The organism is Brachybacterium sp. GPGPB12 (assembly GCF_038396325.1).
GTDB lineage: Bacteria > Actinomycetota > Actinomycetes > Actinomycetales > Dermabacteraceae > Brachybacterium > Brachybacterium conglomeratum.
The window spans coordinates 1689923-1711036 of the sequence record NZ_CP149573.1 but is presented as its reverse complement, the minus strand read 5'-3'; the positions used below and the strand labels follow the sequence as shown (position 1 = coordinate 1711036).

The window sequence follows — 21114 nt, the reverse complement described above, 5'->3', positions numbered from 1 at the left end:
TCGCTCACGTCTCCGGGACCTCCGACGGTCCGGGGCCCGCCCTCGATTCCGCGACCGCGGAGGGGAGCGCTCCGGCGTTGACCTCGACCCGGACGAGCACGTCCCATTCCCGCTGCTCGCATCCGGTGAGCGTCGCGCCGTTGCGCTCGGCCGTCTCCGCCGCGACCCGGCAGGGGTGCGGATGGGCGACCGCGAGCGCATCGGCGCCCGCGAGGGAGGCGAGATCCGCGGCGGTGCCCGCCTCGGCCCGGGCGAGCACCCCGCCGCCCAGCGCCGCGAGGGCGGCCACCACCGTGGTCGTCGTCCCCGTCCAGGCCAGCACCGACGCGCCTGACGTGCTCATGGCGTCCCTCCCTCGAGCAGGCTGCGGCTCGAGCCGTGCCTCGGCGTCGGCGCTGAGGGACCAGGACGCGGTGGACATCGGCCCCGCGGGGGCGTGCGGCGTGCGCGTCACCTCGACCCGCACCCACTGGCCGGAGCTCGAGACGGACACGGCCGTGCCCTCCCCGCCGATCCGCTCCGCGACCTCGACCGCCACCGCGGTCTCCCCTCCCCGGGCGAGCTCCCGCACCGCGCCGCGCGCCGCGCTCTCGAGTCTCAGCTGGGAGGCCAGGCCCGCACCGGTCAGCGAGACGACCACCACCATCACCACCACGACGGGCGGCACGATCGCCGTCTCCGCCGTGGCGGACCCCGGTCGTCCCGCAGGCGGGACGACCGGGCGGACCGCATCATCACGACCCCATCGACAGGGCGGAGGTGATGATCCCCATCAGCAGGGTCCGCACCTCCCCGGACGCCAGCAGGGCGACCAGGACGGCGGCGAAGCCGCAGGCCGCGAGCACGGTGATCGCGTACTCGGCGGTGGAGGCGCCGGTCTCGTCCCGCCAGCGGCGGGCGAGGGTGCGGCGCAGTCGGTTCCTCGTGCAGTGCATGGTGCTCCTCCTTCGTTCTGCGGGGCGGCGCTCGCCGTCCCGCGGTGGCGGCTCCCGCCGCCGACGCCGTCCCCGGGCGGGGACGACGGACCGGGACCTTCCCGGTGATCCGTGGCCTCACGCTCCGCCGGAGGTGAGGGAGAGGGTGCCGCCCAGCAGGGAGATCACGGTCGGCACGATGCCGAGGGCGACGAAGGCCGGCGACAGCGCCGCTCCGGTGGGCGCGACGAGGCGGACGGCGAGCTCGGCGGCGCGCACCTCGGCGTCCCGGGCGCGGCCGCGCCGGGCGTCCCGCGCCGCGGAGCGCGACACCCTCGCGAGATCCGCGCCGGTCTCCTCCGCGAGCACGGCGGAGCGTCCCAGGGCGTCGAGCTCCGCGGGGAGCGCGTCGACCGCGAGCCGTGCAGGGGCCCCGGCGGCGAGGGCGGAGGCGACGGCCCGCATCGCCTCGGCGTCCGTCCCTCCCGGCAGGGCTGCGGCGACCGCGGCGAGGGCGCGGGACAGCGGCGACCCCGACTCGAGCGCCCCGGCGATCAGCTCGAGCGCCACCGACGGGTCCACCTCCGTGCGCAGGGGAGGGTCGGCGGCGCGCGGCGGGCGGCGCATCCACCACCAGCCCAGCACCGTCAGGCCGATCCCCGCCCCGCCGAGCGGCCGTCCCGAGGTCGAGGCGACCAGGAGCCGCGGCGGGTCGCCGCCCAGGAGCATGCCGAGGCCCAGTCCGGTCAGCGGCGGCACGAGCAGGATCCGGGCGGTCGAGCGCGGGCCCGCGAAGGCGGCGCGCCGCGCCTGCGCGGCGTCGTGGAGGTCGCGCAGGGCGTCGGCGAGGTGCTGGAGCATCACGGCGGCCGGGGCGCCCGTCCGCTCGCACACCGCGAGCGCGGCGCCCAGCGAGGCGACCGTCGGCGCTCCGCGCGACCGTCCGCCCGCCGCGCGGCGCGGATCCGCTCCGGCGGCGGAGGCGCGGGCCAGATCCCGCAGGTCCCCGTCGGGAAGGGCGCGCGCGAGCGCACCCCAACCCTGCCGGATGCTCGCCCCGGAGCTGATCACGCTCGCGAGCCGCTCGACCGTGCGGGCCAGGTCCAGCGGACCGGACGAAGCGCGGCGGGGCCGGGAGGCCCTCACCGGCGCTCCGGCGGGGAGCGCCGGCGGGACGAGCACCCACAGCGGCACGAGCGCGAGGGCGCCGACGGCGAGGACGCGGATCATGCCGCCCTCCGTCCCGCTGCCCGGGCGGGCCCCGCGCCCGCCCCGTGATGCAGGCGGGAGGCGAGATGCTCCGCGGCCGGCCCCTCCCGCGGCGTCCCGCCCTGCGAGCGCGCCGCGGTCCGGGCGGTGAGCATCCCGTCCCCTCCGCGCGAGAGCACGGCGATCTCCTCCAGCACGCGCGGCCCGTCGCGTCGGCCCAGGTGCACGACGACCTCGAGGGCGCTCGCCACCTGCGCGGCGAGCGCGCCCCGGTCCAGCCCGCCGAGGGCGCCGAGCGCCTCGAGCCGGGCGGGGACGTCCGCCGCAGTGTTCGCGTGGACCGTGCCGCGCCCGCCGTCGTGCCCCGTGTTCAGCGCCTGCAGGAGCTCGCGGATCTCCTCGCCGCGGCACTCCCCGAGCACGATCCGGTCCGGCCGCATGCGCAGGCTCTGCCGCACCAGCGCGATGAGGTCGACGGCGCCCGCGCCCTCGCTGTTCGCGTGCCGCGACTGCAGGTGCACGACATGGGGGTGGTCCACGGCGAGCTCGAGCACGTCCTCGACCACGACGATGCGCTCCTGCGGCAGGGCCTCGTGGAGCATCGCGGCAAGCGGCGTCGACTTCCCGGTGCCGGTGCCGCCCGTGACCAGGAAGGGCACCCGGGAGCGGACCAGCGCGCGAAGCACCTCCCGCACAGCGGGGGTCAGCGCCCCCAGACGCTCGAGATCGTCGAGGTCCAGGCGGTCCCGCGAGGGCAGGCGCAGCGAGAGGATCGCCCCGCCCGGGGAGAGCGGAGGGAGCACGGCATGGAAGCGGATCCCGGAGGGGAGGTGCGCATCGGCCCAGGGCACTGCATCGTCGAGGCGACGACCGCCGGAGGTCGCCAGGCGCACCGCGAGATCCCTCGCCTCGCCGGCGGTGAGGCGGAGCCCCGCGGGACGGAGCCCGCCCGAGTCGTCCACCCAGACCGTCCCGTCGTCGTTGACCAGCAGGTCCGTGACCCCGGGGGCGATGAGCCCCTGCAGGGGGCCGAGGCCGTCGACGTGGTCCCGCACCCGCGCGGTCAGCTCGAGGGTCGCCGCGGCACCCAGCACCCGCCCCTGGGCGCGCGCGCACCCGAGCGATCCGCGGCACGTCCACCGCGCCGGGGGAGCGCACCAGGTCCTCCCTCACTCCCGCGAGCAGGGTGTCGAGGGAGCCTTCGTCCCTGCTCCGGCCGCTCATGCCGGCCCCTGCATCATGAGCTCGGCGAGCGGCTCACGGGTGGCGCGATCCGCACCTCGGCGTCGCACGTCCAGCGGCGGGACCGTGCCGCGGGGGCTGTCGCGGAAGGAGGCGGCGAGGGGGAGGTCCAGGTCCTCGGCGACATCGGCGGCGGAGAGCCCGCCGCCGCGGCGCACCACCGCTCTCGTGAGCCCGGCCGGCGGCGACCACTCCCGCAGGCGTCGCGCGGCGGACCGCACCGCATGGTCGCTCGCGGGCGGCACCAGCAGGAGCTCGTCCAGGTGAGGGATCGCGCAGGGGACGAGCGCAGCGGCGAGGTCCACCACGACCGTGCCGTCGAGAGGGCCGAGCGCCGCGAGCACGCGCGGCAGGTCCTCCTGGTCGGGTCCGGGCCTCTCCCCGGCCACGAGCAGATGCACCTCGTCGATGCGCGGCAGGCCCGAGCGCAGGGCCTCGCCGTCGTCGACGCCGAGCGACGCGGTCTGCGACCAGTCCAGGCCCGGGGCGCCGCTCGCCTCGACCAGCAGGTCGAGCCCTCCGCCCAGCGGATCCGCGTCCAGCGACGCCACGGGGCCGTGGCGGCGCGCGGCCCCGGCGAGCCGGGCGGCGAAGCTCGAGGCGCCGGCCCCGCCGCACCCTCCGGTCACGCCGATCAGACGGGCGCCCGAGCGGGTGCGGGTGAGCTCGGCAAGGCGCGAGAGCGGCTCCTCCGAGGCCGAGGGCGGCGGCAGGACCGCGAGGGCACCGGCCTCGAGCGCGAGGGGCCACAGCTCGGCGGGCACCTGCTCGGCGGCGAGGACGACGATCAGCGGGGCACGGCCCGGGGCGGCGCCGGGGGAGCGGGGCGCGCCGTCGCGGAGGGCGTCGGCAGGGACGACGGTGCGACCCGCCGTCTCGTGGGGATCCTCGAGGAGCCAGGAGCCGGCCGCCGTGGCATGGTCCGCCACGAGCTCCCGCAGGGGACCCTCCGGTCCCACCCATCGGACACCCCGACAGGGCCTCCCGGGGCTCCCGGCGCGGTCCTGCCCGGCGCCCGGGAAGCGGGAGCGGGCCCGTCTCGGCGCGCGGGCCGGGGAGGGGTCGAGGGAGGCGGGAGCTGAGGTCCGCTCGGGTCCTGCAGAGCTCGGCGAGCGGTCGGCGGCGGAGGCGATGGTGCTGGTCATGCCGCCATCGTGGCGAGCACGGGCGGAGTGCGACAGGTCGTCGGCGCGACGGTGGACGGACGGGGTCTGTGGAGGAGAGGTCGCCGGGACGAGGGTCCTTGCGTCCTCCCCTCCGGGCGGGTAGTGTGAGATGCACCACGACGGATACCGGCATCGGAACCCACGTACGACTGGTCCCCGCAACGGACCGGCTGTGAGACGTCGACAGCGTCACCGCAGTCGCTTCACGTGTACGCCTGATCCTGATGCAGACGGCCCGTCAGGAGCGGCGGTGCGACTCGATCGCACCGCCGCTCCACCACGTCCGGACCCGGCGCGGGAGCCACCCGGGCCGGAGCGCCCTCAGAGCTCCAGATCCACCACGACCGGCGCGTGGTCCGAGGCGCCCTTGCCCTTGCGCTCCTCGCGATCGATGAAGGACCCGGTGACCGCGCTCTGCACGGCGGGGGAGCCGAGCACGAAGTCGATGCGCATGCCCTCCTTCTTCGGGAAGCGCGGCGCCTGGTAGTCCCAGTAGGTGTACACCCCGGGCCCGGGATGCTCGGGCCGCACGACGTCGGCGAAGCCCTCGTCCACGACCGCGCGGAAGGCCGCCCGCTCCGGCTCGGTGACGTGGGTCTTGCCCTCGAAGAAGTCCATGTCCCACACGTCGTCGTCCTGCGGGGCCACGTTGAAGTCGCCGACGAGCGCGACCTTCGCCGCCGCGTCCGCGGCGAGCTCGCGCGCGCCCTCGGCGCGCGCGCCTCGAGCCAGCGCAGCTTGTAGGGGTAGTGCGGGTGGTCCAGCTCGCGGCCGTTGGGCACGTACAGCGACCAGATCCGCGACCCGTCCCCGACGATCCCGCCGAGCGCACGCGCCTCGACCACCCCGGTCTCGTCCTCGGGCCAGGTGGGAACGGCCGGGAGCCGCGTGCGCACGTCGGACAGGCCCACGCGCGAGATCAGCGCGACCCCGTTCCACTGGTTCAGCCCGTGCGCCGCGACCTCGTAGCCGGCCGCCTCGAGCGCGGTCAGGTCGAGCTGGGTGGGCTTCGCCTTGATCTCCTGCAGGGCGAGGACGTCCACCTCGTGCCGCTCGAGGAAGGCGAGCACGCGGTCCATCCGGGCCCGCAGCGAGTTGATGTTCCAGGTCGCGATGCGCATGCCGCCGATCCTACGGGGCACGGGCGCGCGTCCGCCTCGAATGCTCCATGGCAGGCTCCGGACCTGCGTAGACTCTGTCCATGGCGCGCGCACTCGTCACGGGATCCACTTCAGGGCTGGGACTCGAGTTCGGCTGGCGGCTGGCCGGCACCGGGCACGACCTGGTCCTCGTCTCGCGTGACGAGGACCGTCTGCGCGCCGTCGCCGAGCAGATCCGGGACGTCCACGACGTCACGGTCGAGGTGATGTCGGTCGACCTCTCCGACCGCCGCGAGCTCGAGCGGGTCGAGGTCCGCCTGACCGACCCCGTCGACCCCGTCGACCTGCTCGTGAACAACGCCGGCTACGGGCGCGCGGCGGCTTCCTCGAGGTGGGGATCGAGGACCACGAGAAGCGACTCGACACCCTGATGCGGGCCGTGCTCGTGCTCTCCCACGCCGCGGCCCGGTCCATGGTCCAGCGCCGCCGCGGAGCGATCCTCAACGTCAGCTCCCTCGCCGGGTACACCACCGCCGGCCCCTACGCGGCCTCCAAGAGCTGGGTCACCGTGTTCACCGAGTCCCTCGCCATGGAGCTCAGGGACACCGGCGTCACCGCCACCGCCCTGTCTGCCCGGCTTCGTCCAGACCGAGTTCCACGAGCGGGCCGCGATGTCGATGGACGGGTCGCCCCGCATCACCTGGCTGAAGGCCCCGTACGTCGTCGAGCAGGCGCTGAGGGATGCGGCCAAGGGCTCGGTCCTGTCGATCCCGTCGGTGAAGTACCGCACCGCGGGGGAGATGTCCCGGATCGCGCCGCGACCGCTCGTGCGCGCCATGACCTCCCCGAACTGGTACCGACGCCTGCAGGCGCGGTCGGTGGAGCGCTCCCGTCGTCGGGCCTCCCGCCGCAACCTTCGCGCCCCCTGGCGGCGCGAGGACGACGCTCTCTGACGGGATGGGCATCCACTACCCTGGCCGCATGTCCTCCACCAGCACGGATCCTGTCCACCAGCTCCCGATCGACGAGGCCCGCGAGCGTCTGCGCGTCCTCATCCGCGACCTCGCCGTGGTGCGCGGCCGCGTCACCCTCTCCTCGGGAGCGGAGGCGGACCACTACGTGGATCTGCGCCGCATCACCCTGCACCACGAGGCCGCGCCGCTCGTCGGCCGCGTCATGCTCCACCTGCTGCGCGCGAGGGCCTCGTGCCCGGCGTCGAGGCCGTCGGCGGGCTCACCCTGGGCGCGGACCCTGTGGCGGCCTCGATCCTGCACGCCTCCGCCGCCGATCCGGCGCTCGACGCGCTGGACGCCTTCGTGGTCCGCAAGGCGAACAAGGCCCACGGCCTGCGGCGCCGCATCGAGGGCCCGGACGTCTCGGGCCGCCGCGTCGTCGCGGTCGAGGACACCTCCACCACCGGCGGCGCGTGCTCACGGCCTGCGAGGCGCTCGCCGAGGCCGGCGCGGACATCGCCGCGGTCGCCGTGATCGTGCACCGCGCCGACGCCTCCCGCGACGCGGTCGAGCAGGCCGGGCACCGCTACCTCTCCGCCTACGACATCTCCGAGCTGGAGATCTGAGGCCGAAGCTCCCGGAGCTCCCGGAGCTCGACCGGACCCGACCCGCCCGGATCAGACCTGGTCGGCGGCGAAGGTGTCGCAGGAGGCGATCGTGCCCTGCTCGTAGCCGGTGGTGAACCAGGCCCGACGTCGCTCCGAGGAGCCGTGGGTCCAGGTCTCGGGCCGCACCTGCCCGCCGGCGACGTCGCCCTGGATGTGGTCGTCGCCCACGGCGCTGGCGGCCGAGAGCGCGGACTCGATGTCCTCCGCGGTCAGCGGTCGCAGCATCGCATTGCCCTCGTCGTCCACGGACCTCGCGGCGTGATGCGCCCACACCCCGGCGTAGCAGTCGGCCTGCGGCTCGAGCCGCACCCCGTCGGACTGCGGGCCGGTCCGGGAGCGGTCCGCGGTCTCCATCACCCCGGTCAGGTACTGGATGTGGTGGCCGTACTCGTGGGCGACCACGTACATCTTCGCGAGTCGCCCGCCGTCGGCCCCGTACTGGGTGGCCAGCGAGTCGAAGAAGGACACGTCGACGTAGAGGGTCATGTCGGCCGGGCAGTAGAAGGGGCCGACGTCGGCGGTCGCCGCACCGCGCCCGGTCTGCACCTGGTCGGAGAAGATGAGGCCCTGCGCCTCGACGAAGTCGATGCCCTCGGCGGGGGCGAGCTGACCCCACGTGGAGTCCGCGGACTCCACGGTCGCCTGGACCAGGCAGTCGTCGCGCTCGTTGGCGTCGGCGCCGCTGAGGCAGTGGTCCAGCGAGCCGCCCTCGGCCGCCGGCCCCTCTGCGTGCTGCTGCCGCCGAGCAGGTCCAGCGGGTTGCCGCCGACCAGCGTGTAGATCAGGACCACCACGAGCGACGAGGCGGCCGGCGCCGCCGCCGAGCTTGAGCCCGCCGCCGCCCCGCCCGCCGCCTCGCGGGGAGAAGCCGCCCCCGCCACGACCTGCGGCGGAGACGTTGTCGGAGCGGATCTCCGCGTTCGGGTTGAAGGTCATGCGCACAGAGTAGACCGGGAGCCCGCTGTGAACGGCCGGAACAGCGTTCGTGGAGGTCCTGGGCAGGCCGCGGGCGGGCCGGGGCGCGCGCCCGGGGCGGGCACCTAGACTCGGGGGCGGGCCGACGAGGTCCGACTCCTCCACCACGACCTCCGGGAGCCACCAGCATGAACATCGTCGACTGGGCCGTCTCGACCATGGACGCCCTCGGGCCGCTCGGCGTGTTCCTGCTGATCTTCCTCGAGAACATCTTCCCGCCGATCCCCTCCGAGGTGATCCTGCCGCTGGCGGGCGTGACCTCCGCCGGGCCGAACCAGTCGTTCTGGCTGATGCTTGCTGGCCTCGATCGCGGGATCCGTCGTCGGGGCGTGGTCGCTCTACGGGATCGGGCGCCTGCTGGGCCCCGAGCGGTCGCGGGTCCTCTTCATCCGCCTGCCGCTGGTGCACGTGGAGGACTACGACAAGACCGTCGCGTTCATGGACGAGCACGGCTACAAGGCGATCTTCTTCGGCCGCTTCGTGCCCGGCATCCGCTCGCTGATCTCGATCCCGGCCGGCCTCTACGCGATGCCGCTGGGGATGTTCACCCTGCTCACCGCGATCGGCGGCGGCATCTGGAACACCCTGTTCATCACCATCGGCTACTTCATGGGCTCGAACTGGACCGTCATCGAGCCCTACACCGACATCTTCTCCAACGTCGCCTACGCCGTGATCCTGCTGATCGTGCTGTGGTTCGCGGTCAGGCTCGTCTTGCGCGAGCGCAAGCGCCGCAGGCTCGGCCTGCCCGACCCCGACGCCCAGGAGCTCGAGGCGCTCGAGGAGCAGAAGGACCCCGAGCGCGCCGAGGAGCGATGAGCGAGGCTCCCCGCGCAGCGGACCCCGGCCGCGAGGTCGGCGTCGGCCCTCATCCCGAGCCCTGGCCCGAGGATCCCCGACTGGACCCGGAGTCGCTCGCCGGCGGCGACCGCCGCAACGTCGAGGACCGCTTCCGCTACTGGCGGCGCGAGGCGATCGTCGCCGAGCTCGACACCCGCCGCCACGACCTCCACGTCGCGATCGAGAACCTCGAGCACGACGCGAACATCGGCTCCGTGGTCCGCACCGCGAACGCCTTCGCCGTCGGCGCCTTCCACATCGTCGGCAGGCGCCGCTGGAACCGGCGGGGCGCCATGGTCACCGACCGCTACCAGCACGAGATCCACCACCCCGACGCCGCCCACCTGATCGCCTGGGCGCGGGAGGAGGGCAGGCCACTGGTCGCGATAGATCTGGTGCCCGGGGCGGTCCCGCTCGAGCGCACCGCCCTGCCCCGGAACGCCGTGCTCGTGGTGGGGCAGGAGGGGCCCGGGGTGAGCCGCGAGCGCTGGAGGCGGCGGATCTCGTCGTCGGCATCACCCAGTTCGGCTCGACCCGTTCGCTCAACGTCGCCGCGGCCGCCGCGATCGCGATGCACGCCTGGGTCCTCCAGCACGCCGAGATCCCCGAGGGCCCGCTGCGCTGAGCCGTCCACGCGGGACCTCCGGCCGGAGCATGCCGGGTGCGCTGTGGAACAATGGGCACGATCGGACGACCCCGCGCGGAGCACCGCCGGTCGTCATCGACCCCACCGACGAAGGAGAGTGCCCCCATGGCAGTCGTTTCCCCGGATCAGTACGCAGAGATGATCGATCGCGCCAAGGCGGGCAAGTTCGCCTACCCGGCCGTGAACGTCTCCAGCTCGCAGACCGCCACCGCCGCCCTCCAGGGCTTCGCCGAGGCGAACTCCGACGGCATCATCCAGGTGTCCTTCGGCGGCGCCGAGTACCTCTCCGGCTCCACCATCAAGGACCGCGTCGCGGGCTCCATCGCGCTGGCCGAGTACGTCCACGCCGTCGCGAAGAACTACCCGATCAACGTCGCGGCGCACACCGACCACTGCGCCAAGGAGGTCCTCCCCACCTGGGTCGAGCCCCTCATCGAGTGGGACCTCGAGAACCGCGTGAGCAAGGGCCTGGACCCGCTGTTCCAGTCGCACATGTGGGACGGCTCCGCCGTGCCGGTCGACGAGAACCTCGAGATCGCCGAGAAGTCGCTCGAGAAGTCCGTCGCCGCCAAGAAGATCCTCGAGATCGAGGTCGGCGTCGTCGGCGGCGAGGAGGACGGCGTGGAGGCGAACGTCTCCAACGACAAGCTCTTCTCCACCCCCGAGGACGGCCTGAAGACCGCCAAGAAGCTCGGCCTGGGCGAGCGCGGCCGCTACCTCACCGCACTGACCTTCGGCAACGTGCACGGCGTGTACAAGCCGGGCAACGTGAAGTCGCGCCCCTCGGTCCTGCTGGACATCCAGAAGGCCGTCGGCGCCGAGTACGGCCGGGACATGCCCTTCGACCTGGTGATGCACGGCGGTTCCGGCTCCACCCTGGAGGAGATCCAGGAGGCCGTCGACAACGGCGTCATCAAGATGAACATCGACACCGACACCCAGTACGCCTTCACCCGCCCCGTCGCCTCGCACATGTTCGAGAACTACTCGGGCGTGCTGAAGGTCGACGGCGAGGTCGGCAACAAGAAGGCCTACGACCCCCGCGCCTGGGGCAAGAAGGCCGAGGCCGGCATGGCCGCCCGCATCGTCGAGGCCTGCGAGAACCTCCGCTCGGCCGGCACCCACCAGGCCTGAGCGACCACCTGAAGCGCTGAGCGCCGACCCGGCGCCTGCACGAGAAGGACCCCGGAGCCCCATGGCTCCGGGGTCCTTCCCTGTCCGGAGACGAGCCGGTCGCTGCGGCGCTCCTGTCCTTCCCGTGACGCTCCTGCCCTTCCTGCGCTGCTCTCACCCCGCCCGCGCTCGCTCCTGCCCCGCGCGCGGCGGGGCGGCGAGAATCTGTGAGTCCCAGGACTCATGCGCGAGGGTGCATGGGTCCTGGGACTCACAAAAAGTGGCGGACCGAGGGGCGGCCCGCGGTGTGCCCGAGGGTCGGCCGACGGTGTGCCCGAGGGGCGGCCGACGGGGTGGACGCGGGGGTGGCCGGCGGCGGTCAGCTCACCAGCGGTTGCCCTGGGCGCGGCCCATGACCCGCTTCAGCGCGGGCGACGACGTCGGCCAGGAAGATCCCGGCGATGATCACGCCGGCCAGCATGAACAGCATGCTGCGCGCCGCGGCCGATCGGGTACGGCAGGGACAGGAAGCCCAGCGACATCGCGACGCCGGTCAGCACGCACCAGAACACCTTCGAGCGCTTGCCCGCGACCGTGTAGGCGTCGGGGCGGAAGCGCGACGCGTTGACGAACGCCCAGATCTCGAGGGCGAGCAGGGCCACGGCGAGGACCAGGAAGATCCACATCTGGATGAGGGCGATCATCGTTCCAGGATAGGGGCGCGCCCTGGACGCTCCCCGCAGACGCGCCCCTCGCCCCCTGGACCCCGCCGCTCGCGCCCGGGTCGCCGCGGCCCCCGCGCCCCGGACCGCACCGTCCGCTCAGCGGCGGCGCTCGGGATCCGAGCGGTCCGTGATCAGCAGTTCGAGCGCCTCGGTCGTGGCGGGCGGCTCCACGGCCTTCATCTCCATCGTCATCGGGCGCGGGCCGATCGCGTCGCCGTCGGCGGCGATGACCAGGCTCGGCAGGAACTTCTTGGCCTCCGCGGCGGTGAGCCCCGTGGCCTGCAGCAGGTCGATCGCGAGCGAGCGCAGCTGGATGGTGAGGGTCACGCCCTCGAAGTGGCCGGCTCGCCCCGGCCGCACCCCCTCGTCGTTGCGCAGCGAGCATCTCGGGGGTGAGATAGGAGCCGAACAGCCGCGGCTGGCGACGCGCCGTGGTGAAGTCGACCTCCTCATGGGTGACGGCGACCCGCGGCTCCTGCACGGCGTCGCGGGCGGCGAGCGGCGCGTCGGCCAGGGTCGAATGGGCGTCCCCGCGCACGGCCTCCAGGAACTCCGCCTGGCGACGTGCGATCACGCGCAGGTTCCGCATCGCCCGGTCGGAGCCGACCAGCAGGTGCTGGATGCGCTCGACGTCCTCGGCATGGCGCGACCCGGTGGGGGAGAAGGTCGCCATCTCGTTGGCGACGTCATTGGCCAGGCTCCACTCGTCGGTGTACTTCTGGGAGACGTCGCGCAGATTCCGCGGCGTCGCCAGCGCCACCCCGCGGTCCCCGGTGCGGGCGGAGACGGCAAGGCTGACCAGCGCGTCCTCGAGCTCACGGAAGAAGGAGTCCGCGGCACGGGACTGGAGTCGGCGCGGGTTGCCGGAGAGCAGCAGGTGGATCACGAGCGCCACGCTCACGCCGGTGAGCGCGTCCAGCACCCGCCCCCCGGGGTCATGGTGGGGGTGGCCGGCATGATCATCACCAGCAGCGACTGAATGGTGACCTGGAAGCCGAAGAGATTGCTGGACTCGAGGAAGCGCGCGAGCATCCCCGCGCCGAACACGACCACCAGGATCTGCCACGCGCCGGAGCCGATCACCTGGCGGGCCAGCTCCCCCAGGAGCACGCCGAGCATCACGCCGCGACCCAGCTCGACCACTTTGCGCATCTTCTTCTCGATGCCGAAGCCGATGATGATGAAGGCAACGATCGAGGAGAAGAACGGGAACTCGTGCCCCCACACGAACTGGCTGATCAGATAGGCGAGCGAGGCGGCGAGCGCCGCGCGGGCGACCGTGAGCCCGTCGGCGCGGCCGCGGGAGACGCCGCCGCGCGCGCCGGGCGGACAGGGCGCCGCGGACGCGCTCGATGACGGGCAGCGGCCCAGTGGGCGTGAGCGAGAAGTGCTTCATGCGGGCACCGGATCCTGGCGCCGACGGCGCAGCGGCTCCTCGAGCTCGAAGGTGTCCCCGTCGCGGGCGCCGCGGCCGACGACGAGCGGTGCGGGGGAGGGCTCGGGTGCCTCGCCGCGCGCCGGGCGAGGAGGCCCCCCTCGACGCGCGCGACGTAGTAGCGGCCCTCCGCATCCACCGCGAGGGAGCGGTCGCGCTTGAGGTACCAGCCGCTCAGGCCGGTGCGCACGGTGCCGCCGCCGCGATAGGGCCGCGCCCGCGGCGGCACCGGGGCGATGCCGTCGGCGAGATAGCCGGCCACCGCCTCACGGATCAGCGCGGTGGCCCGTGCGTGCTCGTCCTCACGGGTCGCGCGGAGGGCCTGCTCCTTGGCCTCGACCACCTCGCGCCGGTGGCGGGACCACTCCTGCTGCTCGGCCTGGCTGTTCATGACGCCATTCTTCCAGGCCGCGGCGCCGAGCACAGCGGAGCCGGGCAGGAGGTGCGGTGCAGGGGATGTGCGAAGAGCGTGGAGGCGCGGCTCAGAGCTTCGCGGTCGCGGGACGTTCGCCGTGGTCGCGGGGCACTACGACCGGCTCCTGGGAGGCGTCGATCCAGAGCGCCCCGGTCTCACCGTCGGCCTCGCCGAGGAGCACCTGCACGGACAGCGCCGCATCCAGCGGCACCGCCCGACGCACGACGGCGAGGGCGATCGGGCCGAGGTCCGCATGGAGGGCCGCGGAGGTGACGGCGCCGACGACCTTCCCGTCGGCCCCGCCCAGGCGCACCTCGCCGCCGGGGGCGACGGGGACGTCCTGGGAGCCGTCGAGATGGAGCATCACCAGGCGCCGCGGCGGCTGGCCCAGGTTCAGCACCTTCGCGACGGTCTCCTGGCCGCGATAGCGACCCTTGGCGGTGTGCACGCTGGTGCGCAGCAGGTCGAGCTCGTGCGGGATGGTGCGCTCGTCGACCTCGCGCGCCTGGCGGGCGCGATGGTCCGCGATCCGCACCGCCTCCCAGGAGCTCATCCCGGCCAGTCGCCGCTCCTGCCAGGGCGGCGCCTCGAGCGCCGCGGCGGGGAAGACCGAAAGGACCTGGCCGGCCGCGTCCTCGGGCGCAGGACCGTAGGCGACGCCACCGGGGGCGACCTCGGGCCAGGGCTCGGACCACACGGCGACGGGCTCGGGCAGGTCGAGGTCCGCGAGCACCTCGGCCGCCGGTACGAGGGCGCCCAGCACCCGCAGGTCGTCGCGATCGAGGATCTCGACCCGGGCGGCGAAGCGCATCATCTCCAGGTAGCGGCGCAGTCCGGCGCGCGCCCCGGCGTCGAGGACCAGCAGCAGCGACTCCTCACCGATCACGACGGCCGCGGCGAGATGCTCGACGCGGCCCTGCGGGGAGAGCACCGCGAGGGAGGACGAGGCGCCGACGGGCGTGCCGGTGAGGACCTGGGTGGAGACCGTGGTCATCCAGGCGCGGGCGTCGGCGCCGCTGACCTCGAGCGACTCGAGCTGACCGAGGTCGACGACGGCCTCCCGCTCCAGCAGGCGGCGCCGCTCGCGCGCCGGGGCGCCGTAGTGGGCGGGCACGGACGCATCCGGGCCCTCGCCGAGGACCGCGCCGCGCAGGAACAGGGGGCGGATCTCGCGCACGGGACCGGACACGGGATCAGACACGATGCGGCTCCAGGGAGAGATGGGGGAGGAGCGCCGTCTCGCCGGGCGCACCCTCGGGGGCGGGGCCGCGCCGCTCCCAGAGCCACATGAGGCGTCCGGAGATGTAGCCGACCATGCGCGTCGCGGCGACCTCGCCGTCGGCGCCGGGCAGGGCGAGCCGCAGGCGCGGCCCGCGGACCTCGCCGCGCCAGGTCTCCGCGGCCTCGCCGCGGCGCTCGAAGCGCGCCTCCAGATGATGGGAGAGCCGCCCCTCGGGGTCGCCGGGGCGTGCCGCCTCGGCGGCGGCGCGGTCCTGCCCGGGCAGGAGATCGCCGACGGTCCACACACCGTCCTCGCGGTGCAGCAGGCTCCGCTCGCCGGTCGACGGCGGGGCAGGGGCGTCGTCGTCCCCGTCCTCCGCGCGGGCGAAGGCGCTCGTGGGCGGCAGGGGAGCGGGGGCGTCGACCCGGTGGATCGTCGAGCGCCAGGCGAGGGTGCCGTCCTCCTGGGCGGTGCACACGAGACGCCGCTCGACGCGCACGTCAGGGGTGCCCGGGGACGGGGCGGCGAGGGCGCCGCTGCCCTCCCACTCGCCGATCAGCCAGGCGAGCGGGTACAGGGAGCGGGGGAGGGAGGGGTCGAGCGTGATGGGCATCGGTGCCGCGGGGCGCTCAGCGGTTGAACAGGCGGCTGATCACCAGCACGGAGAAGCCGAGGACGAGGATGCCCACCAGGACGACGAGGGCGAGGAAGAACAGCGACAGCGCAGACATGGCGGCGAGTCTACCGTCGTCAGCCGAACAGTGTGATCGCGAGATGCGCGAGGACGCCCACGGTCCCGACCGGCACCGCCGCCACCGCCAGCGAGGGGACCGGCTCGTGCGCGACGAGCGAGGAGCCCACCAGCAGATGCGCGGCTGCTCGCCCCGATCGCCGTCGCCACGCCCAGCATCACCGCGATCGGCAGGGCGAGCGAGGCCAGCGACACCGCGAGCAGGCACGTCAGACCCGCCCCCACCGCCACCGAGAGCACGAAGCGGGGCGGCGCGGGCGCCGGCGTCCAGTCCAGCAGCAGCGTCGCGGCGAGGCCCGTCGCGACGGCGGTGACCACGGCCGTGCTCCCGGAGGCCTGGGCGTCGACCTGAGCGATCACCCAGGTCGCGGCGAGCCCGGCGAGGAAGACTCCGGCGACCGTGCCCGTGAGTGAGGAGGTGAGGTCGCGGCGGTCGCGCCGGAGCATCTGATGGACGAAGGAGGCGAAGATCCCCGCCGCGCACAGCATCACGATCGCGGAGACGGGGGTGAGGCGCTCGGGGACGAGGACCGCGACCAGCGCGCCGCCGATCCCGGTGCCGGCGACGACCACGCGGGTCCCGATCGCGGAGGGCGACTCGAGCGGCCCGGGCCAGGAGATCCCGATCAGCGGCCCGAGCAGGCCGACGGAGGTCGCCATCAGCACGGGGGAGAGGGGGCCGGTGAGCGAGACGAGCGCCAGGAGCGGCGCGAGGGCGGCGCCGAGGGGTGCGCGCTCGGGAGCGGTCACGGGGCCTCCCTCGCTGTCTCTGCCGGTCGCTCGATGGGTCGCCGACGGCTCGAGGTCCGCGGCGCTACAGTGGCAGTCTACGAGTGCCCGCAGGTGGAGGCATACTCGTGCCGCTCACCACCGCCGTCCGTCGTCCCGGAAGGACCCCATGATCTCCACGGCCGAGCTGTCACAGGAGCACCGTGACCAGATCCTCGATCTGCTCGGCGCGGTGACCGCGCGCGACGGCGTCTCCCCGCTCGACGAGGCGGCGAGCCTCGCGCTCGAGGGCGACGGCGCCCGGCACCTGCTCCGCCTCGAGGGGGACCGCGCGGTCGCCTACGCCAGCGTGCTCGCCGACGGCACCGTCCAGGGGATGGTGCGCCCGGAGGTGCGCCGCCGCGGCCACGGCACCGCCCTGCTCGAGGCCGCGCTCTCCGACCGGCCCGACGCCGGGGTCTGGGCGCACGGCGCGCTCGAGGGCTCCCTCGCCTTCCTCTCCGCGGCCGGGCTCGTCGAGACGCGCCGCCTGCTCACCCTGCACCGCGCGCTCGGGGCCGATGCCGCGCTCGAGCCCGTGCCCGAGTCCTCCCTGTCCGGGCTGACCCTGGGCGTCTTCGATCCGGTGCGCGACGCGGACGCCTGGGTCGGGGTCAACTCCCGCGCCTTCGCCTCCCATCCCGAGCAGGGGGCGCTCACCCGCGCGGACCTGGACCAGCGCCTCGCCCAGCCCTGGTTCGACGCCGAGGACATGGTCGTCGCCCGTCACGACGGGGAGCTGATCGGATTCGTCTGGGTCAAGCGGGAGCGGCCCGGCGCGACGGACGCCGACGCCGAGATCTACGTCGTGGCGACCGACCCGGCGGTGCAGGGGCACCGCATCGCGGCGGTGCCGCTGGCGACCGCGCCGCGTCGCCTGGCCGAGGGCGGGGTCCCCGGCGTCGAGCTCTACGTCGAGGCGGACAACACCGCCGCGGCCGCGCCTGTACGAGCGCTGGGGCTTCGAGGTCTCGGGCCGCGACGTGCAGATGCGCCGTCCCGCGCGGCCTCGGCATGAGCGTGAGCGTCGGCCCGGGCAAACCGCCTCCCGTCCTCGCCGCCGGCGCCCTCGCCTGGCGCGAGAAGGGCGGGAAGCTCCAGGTGCCGCTCGTGCACCGGCCCCGCTACGACGACTGGTCGGTCCCCAAGGGCAAGCTCGACAAGGGCGAGACCTTCCCCGCGGCCGCGGTGCGGGAGGTCACCGAGGAGACCGGCTACCGGGTGCGCCTGCACCGGCCGCTGCCCGCCTCCGTGTACCTCGCGCCGGACGGGCGCACCAAGATCGTCCAGTACTGGGTCGGCACGGTCCGGGCGAAGGTCGCGCCCGGTCCGGAGAACGCCGCCGAGATCGACAAGGTCCGCTGGGTCCCGCTGGCGGAGGCCGAGGGGATGGTCGCGCGCCAGGGCGACCAGGTCCTCCTGCAGTCGCTGCGACGCTTCGCGGAGGCCGGGGAGCCGCGCACGGCGCCCGTCGTGATCCAGCGCCACGGCGCGGCGGTCTCCCGGTCGAAGTGGCGCCGCGGGGAGGGGGCCCGCCCCTTGAACTCGAAGGGGAAGAAGCAGGCCAAGGCCCTCCCGCCGCCGCTGGACGCCTTCGACCCGGGGAGCGTGGTGAGCGACCCGTGGGAGCGGTGCCTGAGCACCGTCGAACCGCTGGCGAAGAACGAGGGCCTCACGGTGCGGACCAAGGGCGAGCTCTCCGAGGCCGGCCACGCGGAGCACCCCTCCCGCACCGAGGCGGTCATCGACCGGGTGCTGAGCGAGGCGCGGCCGACGGTCGTGTGCACGCACCGTCCTGTGCTCCCCACGGTCATCGAAGCGGTGCGCCGGGTCTCCCGGCCCGGCGCGGCCCTCGAGCCGCCGCGCGAGGACCCCTATCTCGCCGCCGGCGAGGCCCTGCTGCTGCACGTCACGCCTGAGGGCGTCGTGGTGGCGATCGAACGACACCTGCCGAACATCGGCTGACGACGGACTGGAGAGAGCACGGATGAGCACGCAGTGGGGGCAGGACCCGTACGGGCCCTCGTCGGAGCGGTACGGCCCGTACGGCTCCTCGGCGTCGGCGGACCCGTACGGCGCGCGCGGAGCGACACGAGGCGGCGGACCCGTACGGCACGGCGGATCCGTACGGCGCGGCCGATCCGCACGGGGCCCCGCGGCGCGGTGCCGGGGTGCCGGATCCCTACGCCTCCCTCCCCTCGGGGCTGTCCCAGGGCCGCTACGCCGCCCCGGGCTATGCCGTCGCGGTGCGCCCGGCGCCGCCGAGCTCCGGGCTCGGGATCGCCGGCTTCGTGATCGGCCTGCTCGGGCTCACCCTGTGCGGAACGCTCGTCTCGCCCGTCGGCCTGGTGCTGTCGATCCTGGGCATGCGGGAGACGTCCCCGACCGCGACCCCGCCGAAGGGAGGCCGCGGGCTCACGATCACCGGGCTGATCCTCTCGATCATCGGCACGGTCGCACTGCTTCTCATCATCGCCTACTTCGTGGTCATGTTCGTGATCGCAGGGGTGGCCGCCGGCTCCGGCTACTGAGGGGCATGCCGAACGTGTCCCAGCCCACTGGAAGTCGGACGAAACGGGAGTGTGATCCGTTCGTAATCCGCTCATGACCTGCGAATTCATGGGAGCGGGAGGGCTGTTCACCTGGTGTTCACGCAACGACGGGCCCCGCGTCATCTCCCCTCCCTAGGTTCGCCGCTGACAGACGTCAGCAGGTGTGAACCCGGGCCGAAGGCCCCGAAAGGACTCGCAGTGAACGTTCGCAAGAACAAGCTCGTCTCGCTCGCAGCGCTCGGACTCGTCGGCGGCCTCGCGCTGTCCGCGTGCGGCGGCGGCTCGGAGAACGGCGGCACGGACGGCGCCTCCGACGGCGGCGGCGCCGCGGCCGGCGGCTACGCGGAGCTCTCCGGCAACCTCGCCGGCTCGGGCGCGTCCTCGATGCAGAACGCCCAGACCGCGTGGACCGAGTCCTTCATGGGCCTCACCCAGGCCGAGGGCGGCGACCTCACGGTCACCTACGACCCCACCGGCTCCGGCACCGGTCGTGAGCAGTTCCTCACCGGCCAGGTGCAGTTCGCCGGCACCGACGCCGCCCTGGACGAGGAGGAGCTCACCAAGTCCGCCGAGGTGTGCAACGACTCGCAGGCCTTCGACCTGCCGGTCTACATCTCCCCGATCGCCGTCGTCTTCAACCTCGAGGGCGTCGACTCCCTGAACCTGACCCCCGAGACCATCGCCGGGATCTTCGCGGGCGACATCACCACGTGGAACGACCCGGCGATCGCCGAGTCGAACCCCGACGCCGAGTCGCCCGACATGGACATCGTGCCGGTCCACCGCTCCGACGACTCGGGCACCACCGAGAACTTCACCGAGTACCTCTCCGAGACCGCGCCCGACGCCTGGACCCACGGCCCGGTCGAGACCTGGCCCATCTCCGGCGGCCAGTCCGGCGACGGCACCTCCGGCCTGATCTCCACCGTCGAGGGCGGCAACGGCACCATCGGCTACGCCGACGCCTCGCAGGCCGGCAACCTCGGCACCGCCGCGATCCAGGTCGGCGACGAGTTCGTCGAGTACAGCGCCGACGCCGCCGCCAAGGCCGTCGACGTCTCCCCGCGCGAGGAGGGCCGCGAGGAGAACGACATCGTCGTGGAGCTCGACCGCACCACCGAGGAGGCCGGCGTCTACCCGATCGTCCTCGTGTCCTACCTCGCGCTGTGCGGCTCCTACGCCGACTCCGCGCAGGGCGAGGCCGTCAAGGCCTACGCCTCCTACATGGTCTCCGAGGACGGTCAGGCCACCGCCGCCGACGCCGCCGGCTCCGCCCCGATCTCCGAGGAGCGCGCACCGAGGCCCAGGCCGCGATCGACGGCATCACCGTCGGCTGATCCCGCCACCTCACGACAGCGTGTCGCCGGGCCGTACCGGCCCGGCGACATCGCTGTCCCCGCCGTCATCACCCCGGCCAGCGCACCGCGCGCGGACCGTGAGCTCGGAGGAAGGTCCCCATGAGCACAGCTGACATCGAACCGGACGCGGCATCGGCCCCGCCCGCCTCCATGAAGTCCGGTGGCCGCCGCTTCGGCGACTCGCTCTTCAACGCCCTGAGCGTCGGCTCCGGGCTCCTCATCTTCGTCACCCTCGCCGCGGTGGCCATCTTCCTCACCCTGGAGTCCCTCCCCGCGATCATCGCGAGCCGGGAGTTCTCCGGCACTGCGGACTTCTCGCTGATCGAGTACGCCCTGCCGCTCGTGTTCGGCACCGTCCTCGCCGCCGCGATCGCGCTGGTGATCGCGATCCCGATCTCCCTCGGCATCGCTCTGTTCATCTCGCACTTCGCGCCGCGCCGCCTGGCCTCGGCGCTCGGCTACATGATCGACCTGCTCGCCGCCGTGCCCTCGGTCGTCTACGGCCTGTGGGGCGGCGTGTGGCTGGTCCCCAAGCTCGAGCCCCTGTACGTCTTCCTCAACACCTACTTCGGGTGGATCCCGCTGTTCGGTGGCGATCCGACCGCCCCGATGCGCAACCTCGCCTCCGCCTCCGTGGTCCTGGCCGTCATGGTCCTGCCGATCATCACAGCGGTCTCCCGCGAGGTCTTCCTGCAGACCCCGCGACTGCAGGAGGAGGCCGCGCTCGCGCTCGGCGCCACCCGCTGGGAGACCATCCGCACCGTCGTCGCGCCCTTCGGCCGCGCCGGCGTGGTCGCCGCGTCGATGCTGGGTCTCGGCCGTGCGCTCGGCGAGACCATGGCCGTGCTGATGATCCTCGCGCCCGGCGCGACCTTCTCCCTGCACATCCTCGAGGTCGGCCGCCACAACTCGATCGCCGCGAACATCGCCTCGAAGCAGGCGGAGGCCTCCGGCGTCGACATGTCCCTGCTCATCTTCACCGGCCTGGTGCTGTTCGTGCTGACCTTCGTCATCAACGCCATCGCCCGGTGGATCGTCGCCCGCGCGGCCCCAAGAGCTGAG

20 protein-coding genes and 5 pseudogenes are annotated in these 21114 nt (G+C 74.0%); 11 read left to right on the top strand and 14 right to left on the bottom strand.

Features of this window, described 5'->3' with window-relative positions; all coding sequences use genetic code 11:
• Nucleotides 1-4 precede the first annotated feature (4 nt).
• From WKH84_RS09950 to WKH84_RS09925, 6 genes and pseudogenes are all read right to left on the bottom strand, one after another.
• On the bottom strand, nucleotides 5-667 hold the full coding sequence (locus WKH84_RS09950; RefSeq protein ID WP_341856513.1) for an Rv3654c family TadE-like protein: 663 nt from the start codon (nucleotides 665-667) through the stop codon (nucleotides 5-7).
• A gap of 67 nt (nucleotides 668-734) precedes the next feature.
• Entirely contained in the window at nucleotides 735-935 is a 201-nt protein-coding gene (locus WKH84_RS09945) for a DUF4244 domain-containing protein (protein WP_010549540.1), read from the bottom strand.
• A gap of 117 nt (nucleotides 936-1052) precedes the next feature.
• Nucleotides 1053-2144 carry a type II secretion system F family protein gene (locus WKH84_RS09940; protein ID WP_341856512.1) on the bottom strand — a complete coding sequence of 364 codons (1092 nt, stop codon included), beginning with the start codon at nucleotides 2142-2144 and terminating at the stop codon, nucleotides 1053-1055.
• Nucleotides 2141-3217, bottom strand: coding sequence for a TadA family conjugal transfer-associated ATPase (locus tag WKH84_RS09935; protein WP_341856511.1), 1077 nt, complete (start codon nucleotides 3215-3217; stop codon nucleotides 2141-2143). The genes WKH84_RS09940 and WKH84_RS09935 overlap by 4 nt, the downstream gene beginning before the upstream one ends.
• Nucleotides 3218-3343: 126 nt before the next feature.
• Nucleotides 3344-4510 carry a hypothetical protein gene (locus tag WKH84_RS09930; RefSeq protein ID WP_341856510.1) on the bottom strand — a complete coding sequence of 389 codons (1167 nt, stop codon included), beginning with the start codon at nucleotides 4508-4510 and terminating at the stop codon, nucleotides 3344-3346.
• A 342-nt stretch (nucleotides 4511-4852) separates the two neighbouring features.
• Nucleotides 4853-5652 (bottom strand): annotated as a pseudogene (locus WKH84_RS09925) (exodeoxyribonuclease III).
• Nucleotides 5653-5732: 80 nt separating this feature from the next.
• Here WKH84_RS09925 and WKH84_RS09920 point away from each other — a divergent pair.
• Nucleotides 5733-6584, top strand: a pseudogene (locus WKH84_RS09920) (SDR family NAD(P)-dependent oxidoreductase).
• Nucleotides 6585-6612: 28 nt separating this feature from the next.
• Nucleotides 6613-7210: pseudogene (locus tag WKH84_RS09915) on the top strand (orotate phosphoribosyltransferase).
• Between the two features lie 51 nt (nucleotides 7211-7261).
• On the opposite strand, the gene WKH84_RS09910 reads toward WKH84_RS09915, so the two are convergent.
• On the bottom strand, nucleotides 7262-8188 hold the full coding sequence (locus tag WKH84_RS09910; RefSeq protein ID WP_341856509.1) for a neutral zinc metallopeptidase: 927 nt from the start codon (nucleotides 8186-8188) through the stop codon (nucleotides 7262-7264).
• A 333-nt stretch (nucleotides 8189-8521) separates the two neighbouring features.
• On the opposite strand from WKH84_RS09910, the gene WKH84_RS09905 reads away from it, so the two are divergent.
• From WKH84_RS09905 to fbaA, 3 genes and pseudogenes are all read left to right on the top strand, one after another.
• Complete coding sequence (locus tag WKH84_RS09905; protein WP_341856508.1) at nucleotides 8522-9046, top strand: DedA family protein; 525 nt, start codon at nucleotides 8522-8524, stop codon at nucleotides 9044-9046.
• A pseudogene (locus WKH84_RS09900) lies at nucleotides 9043-9692 on the top strand (TrmH family RNA methyltransferase). Before WKH84_RS09905 ends, WKH84_RS09900 begins: the two are co-directional and overlap by 4 nt.
• Before the next feature lie 126 nt (nucleotides 9693-9818).
• Entirely contained in the window at nucleotides 9819-10847 is a 1029-nt protein-coding gene (fbaA, locus tag WKH84_RS09895) for a class II fructose-bisphosphate aldolase (protein ID WP_341856507.1), read from the top strand.
• Between the two features lie 401 nt (nucleotides 10848-11248).
• On the opposite strand, the gene WKH84_RS09890 is transcribed toward fbaA, so the two are convergent.
• The gene (locus WKH84_RS09890) at nucleotides 11249-11530 is read right to left on the bottom strand and encodes a DUF2516 family protein (RefSeq protein WP_341856506.1); all 282 of its coding nucleotides are present in this window, start codon (nucleotides 11528-11530) and stop codon (nucleotides 11249-11251) included.
• 117 nt (nucleotides 11531-11647) lie between these two features.
• Nucleotides 11648-11878: a hypothetical protein gene (locus WKH84_RS09885; protein ID WP_341856505.1), complete on the bottom strand. Its 231-nt coding sequence runs from the start codon at nucleotides 11876-11878 to the stop codon at nucleotides 11648-11650.
• A 43-nt stretch (nucleotides 11879-11921) separates the two neighbouring features.
• On the opposite strand from WKH84_RS09885, the gene WKH84_RS09880 reads away from it, so the two are divergent.
• Nucleotides 11922-12530 (top strand): hypothetical protein, encoded by a 609-nt coding sequence (locus WKH84_RS09880; RefSeq protein WP_341856504.1) that lies wholly within the window; start codon nucleotides 11922-11924, stop codon nucleotides 12528-12530.
• Here WKH84_RS09880 and WKH84_RS09875 read toward each other — a convergent pair.
• The 5 genes from WKH84_RS09875 to WKH84_RS09855 form a co-directional block, all read right to left on the bottom strand.
• A complete protein-coding gene (locus tag WKH84_RS09875; RefSeq protein WP_341856503.1) occupies nucleotides 12449-12778 on the bottom strand; it encodes an FUSC family protein in 330 nt (109 codons plus the stop codon). The two genes, WKH84_RS09880 and WKH84_RS09875, sit on opposite strands and share 82 nt — an antisense overlap.
• A gap of 11 nt (nucleotides 12779-12789) precedes the next feature.
• Entirely contained in the window at nucleotides 12790-13377 is a 588-nt protein-coding gene (locus WKH84_RS09870; RefSeq protein WP_341856502.1) for a hypothetical protein, read from the bottom strand.
• 91 nt (nucleotides 13378-13468) lie between these two features.
• A complete protein-coding gene (locus WKH84_RS09865; RefSeq protein ID WP_341856501.1) occupies nucleotides 13469-14602 on the bottom strand; it encodes a folate-binding protein in 1134 nt (377 codons plus the stop codon).
• Complete coding sequence (locus WKH84_RS09860) at nucleotides 14595-15236, bottom strand: heme-binding beta-barrel domain-containing protein (RefSeq protein WP_341856500.1); 642 nt, start codon at nucleotides 15234-15236, stop codon at nucleotides 14595-14597. Before WKH84_RS09860 ends, WKH84_RS09865 begins: the two co-directional genes overlap by 8 nt.
• 39 nt (nucleotides 15237-15275) lie before the next feature.
• Complete coding sequence (locus WKH84_RS09855) at nucleotides 15276-16124, bottom strand: hypothetical protein (protein WP_341856499.1); 849 nt, start codon at nucleotides 16122-16124, stop codon at nucleotides 15276-15278.
• 148 nt (nucleotides 16125-16272) lie between these two features.
• Here WKH84_RS09855 and mshD point away from each other — a divergent pair, with 148 nt between their 5' ends.
• The 5 genes and pseudogenes from mshD to pstC form a co-directional block, all read left to right on the top strand.
• Complete coding sequence (mshD, locus tag WKH84_RS09850; protein WP_341856498.1) at nucleotides 16273-17160, top strand: mycothiol synthase; 888 nt, start codon at nucleotides 16273-16275, stop codon at nucleotides 17158-17160.
• Entirely contained in the window at nucleotides 17157-18107 is a 951-nt protein-coding gene (locus tag WKH84_RS09845) for an NUDIX hydrolase (protein ID WP_341856497.1), read from the top strand. Before mshD ends, WKH84_RS09845 begins: the two co-directional genes overlap by 4 nt.
• Nucleotides 18108-18313: 206 nt before the next feature.
• Nucleotides 18314-18673: a DUF4190 domain-containing protein gene (locus tag WKH84_RS09840; protein WP_341856496.1), complete on the top strand. Its 360-nt coding sequence runs from the start codon at nucleotides 18314-18316 to the stop codon at nucleotides 18671-18673.
• Nucleotides 18674-18892: 219 nt separating this feature from the next.
• The gene (locus tag WKH84_RS09835; RefSeq protein ID WP_341856495.1) at nucleotides 18893-20155 is read left to right on the top strand and encodes a phosphate ABC transporter substrate-binding protein PstS; all 1263 of its coding nucleotides are present in this window, start codon (nucleotides 18893-18895) and stop codon (nucleotides 20153-20155) included.
• Nucleotides 20152-21111, top strand: a pseudogene (gene pstC / locus WKH84_RS09830) (phosphate ABC transporter permease subunit PstC); the annotation flags it as partial. The gene WKH84_RS09835 and the pseudogene pstC, both read left to right, overlap by 4 nt.
• Nucleotides 21112-21114 lie beyond the last annotated feature (3 nt).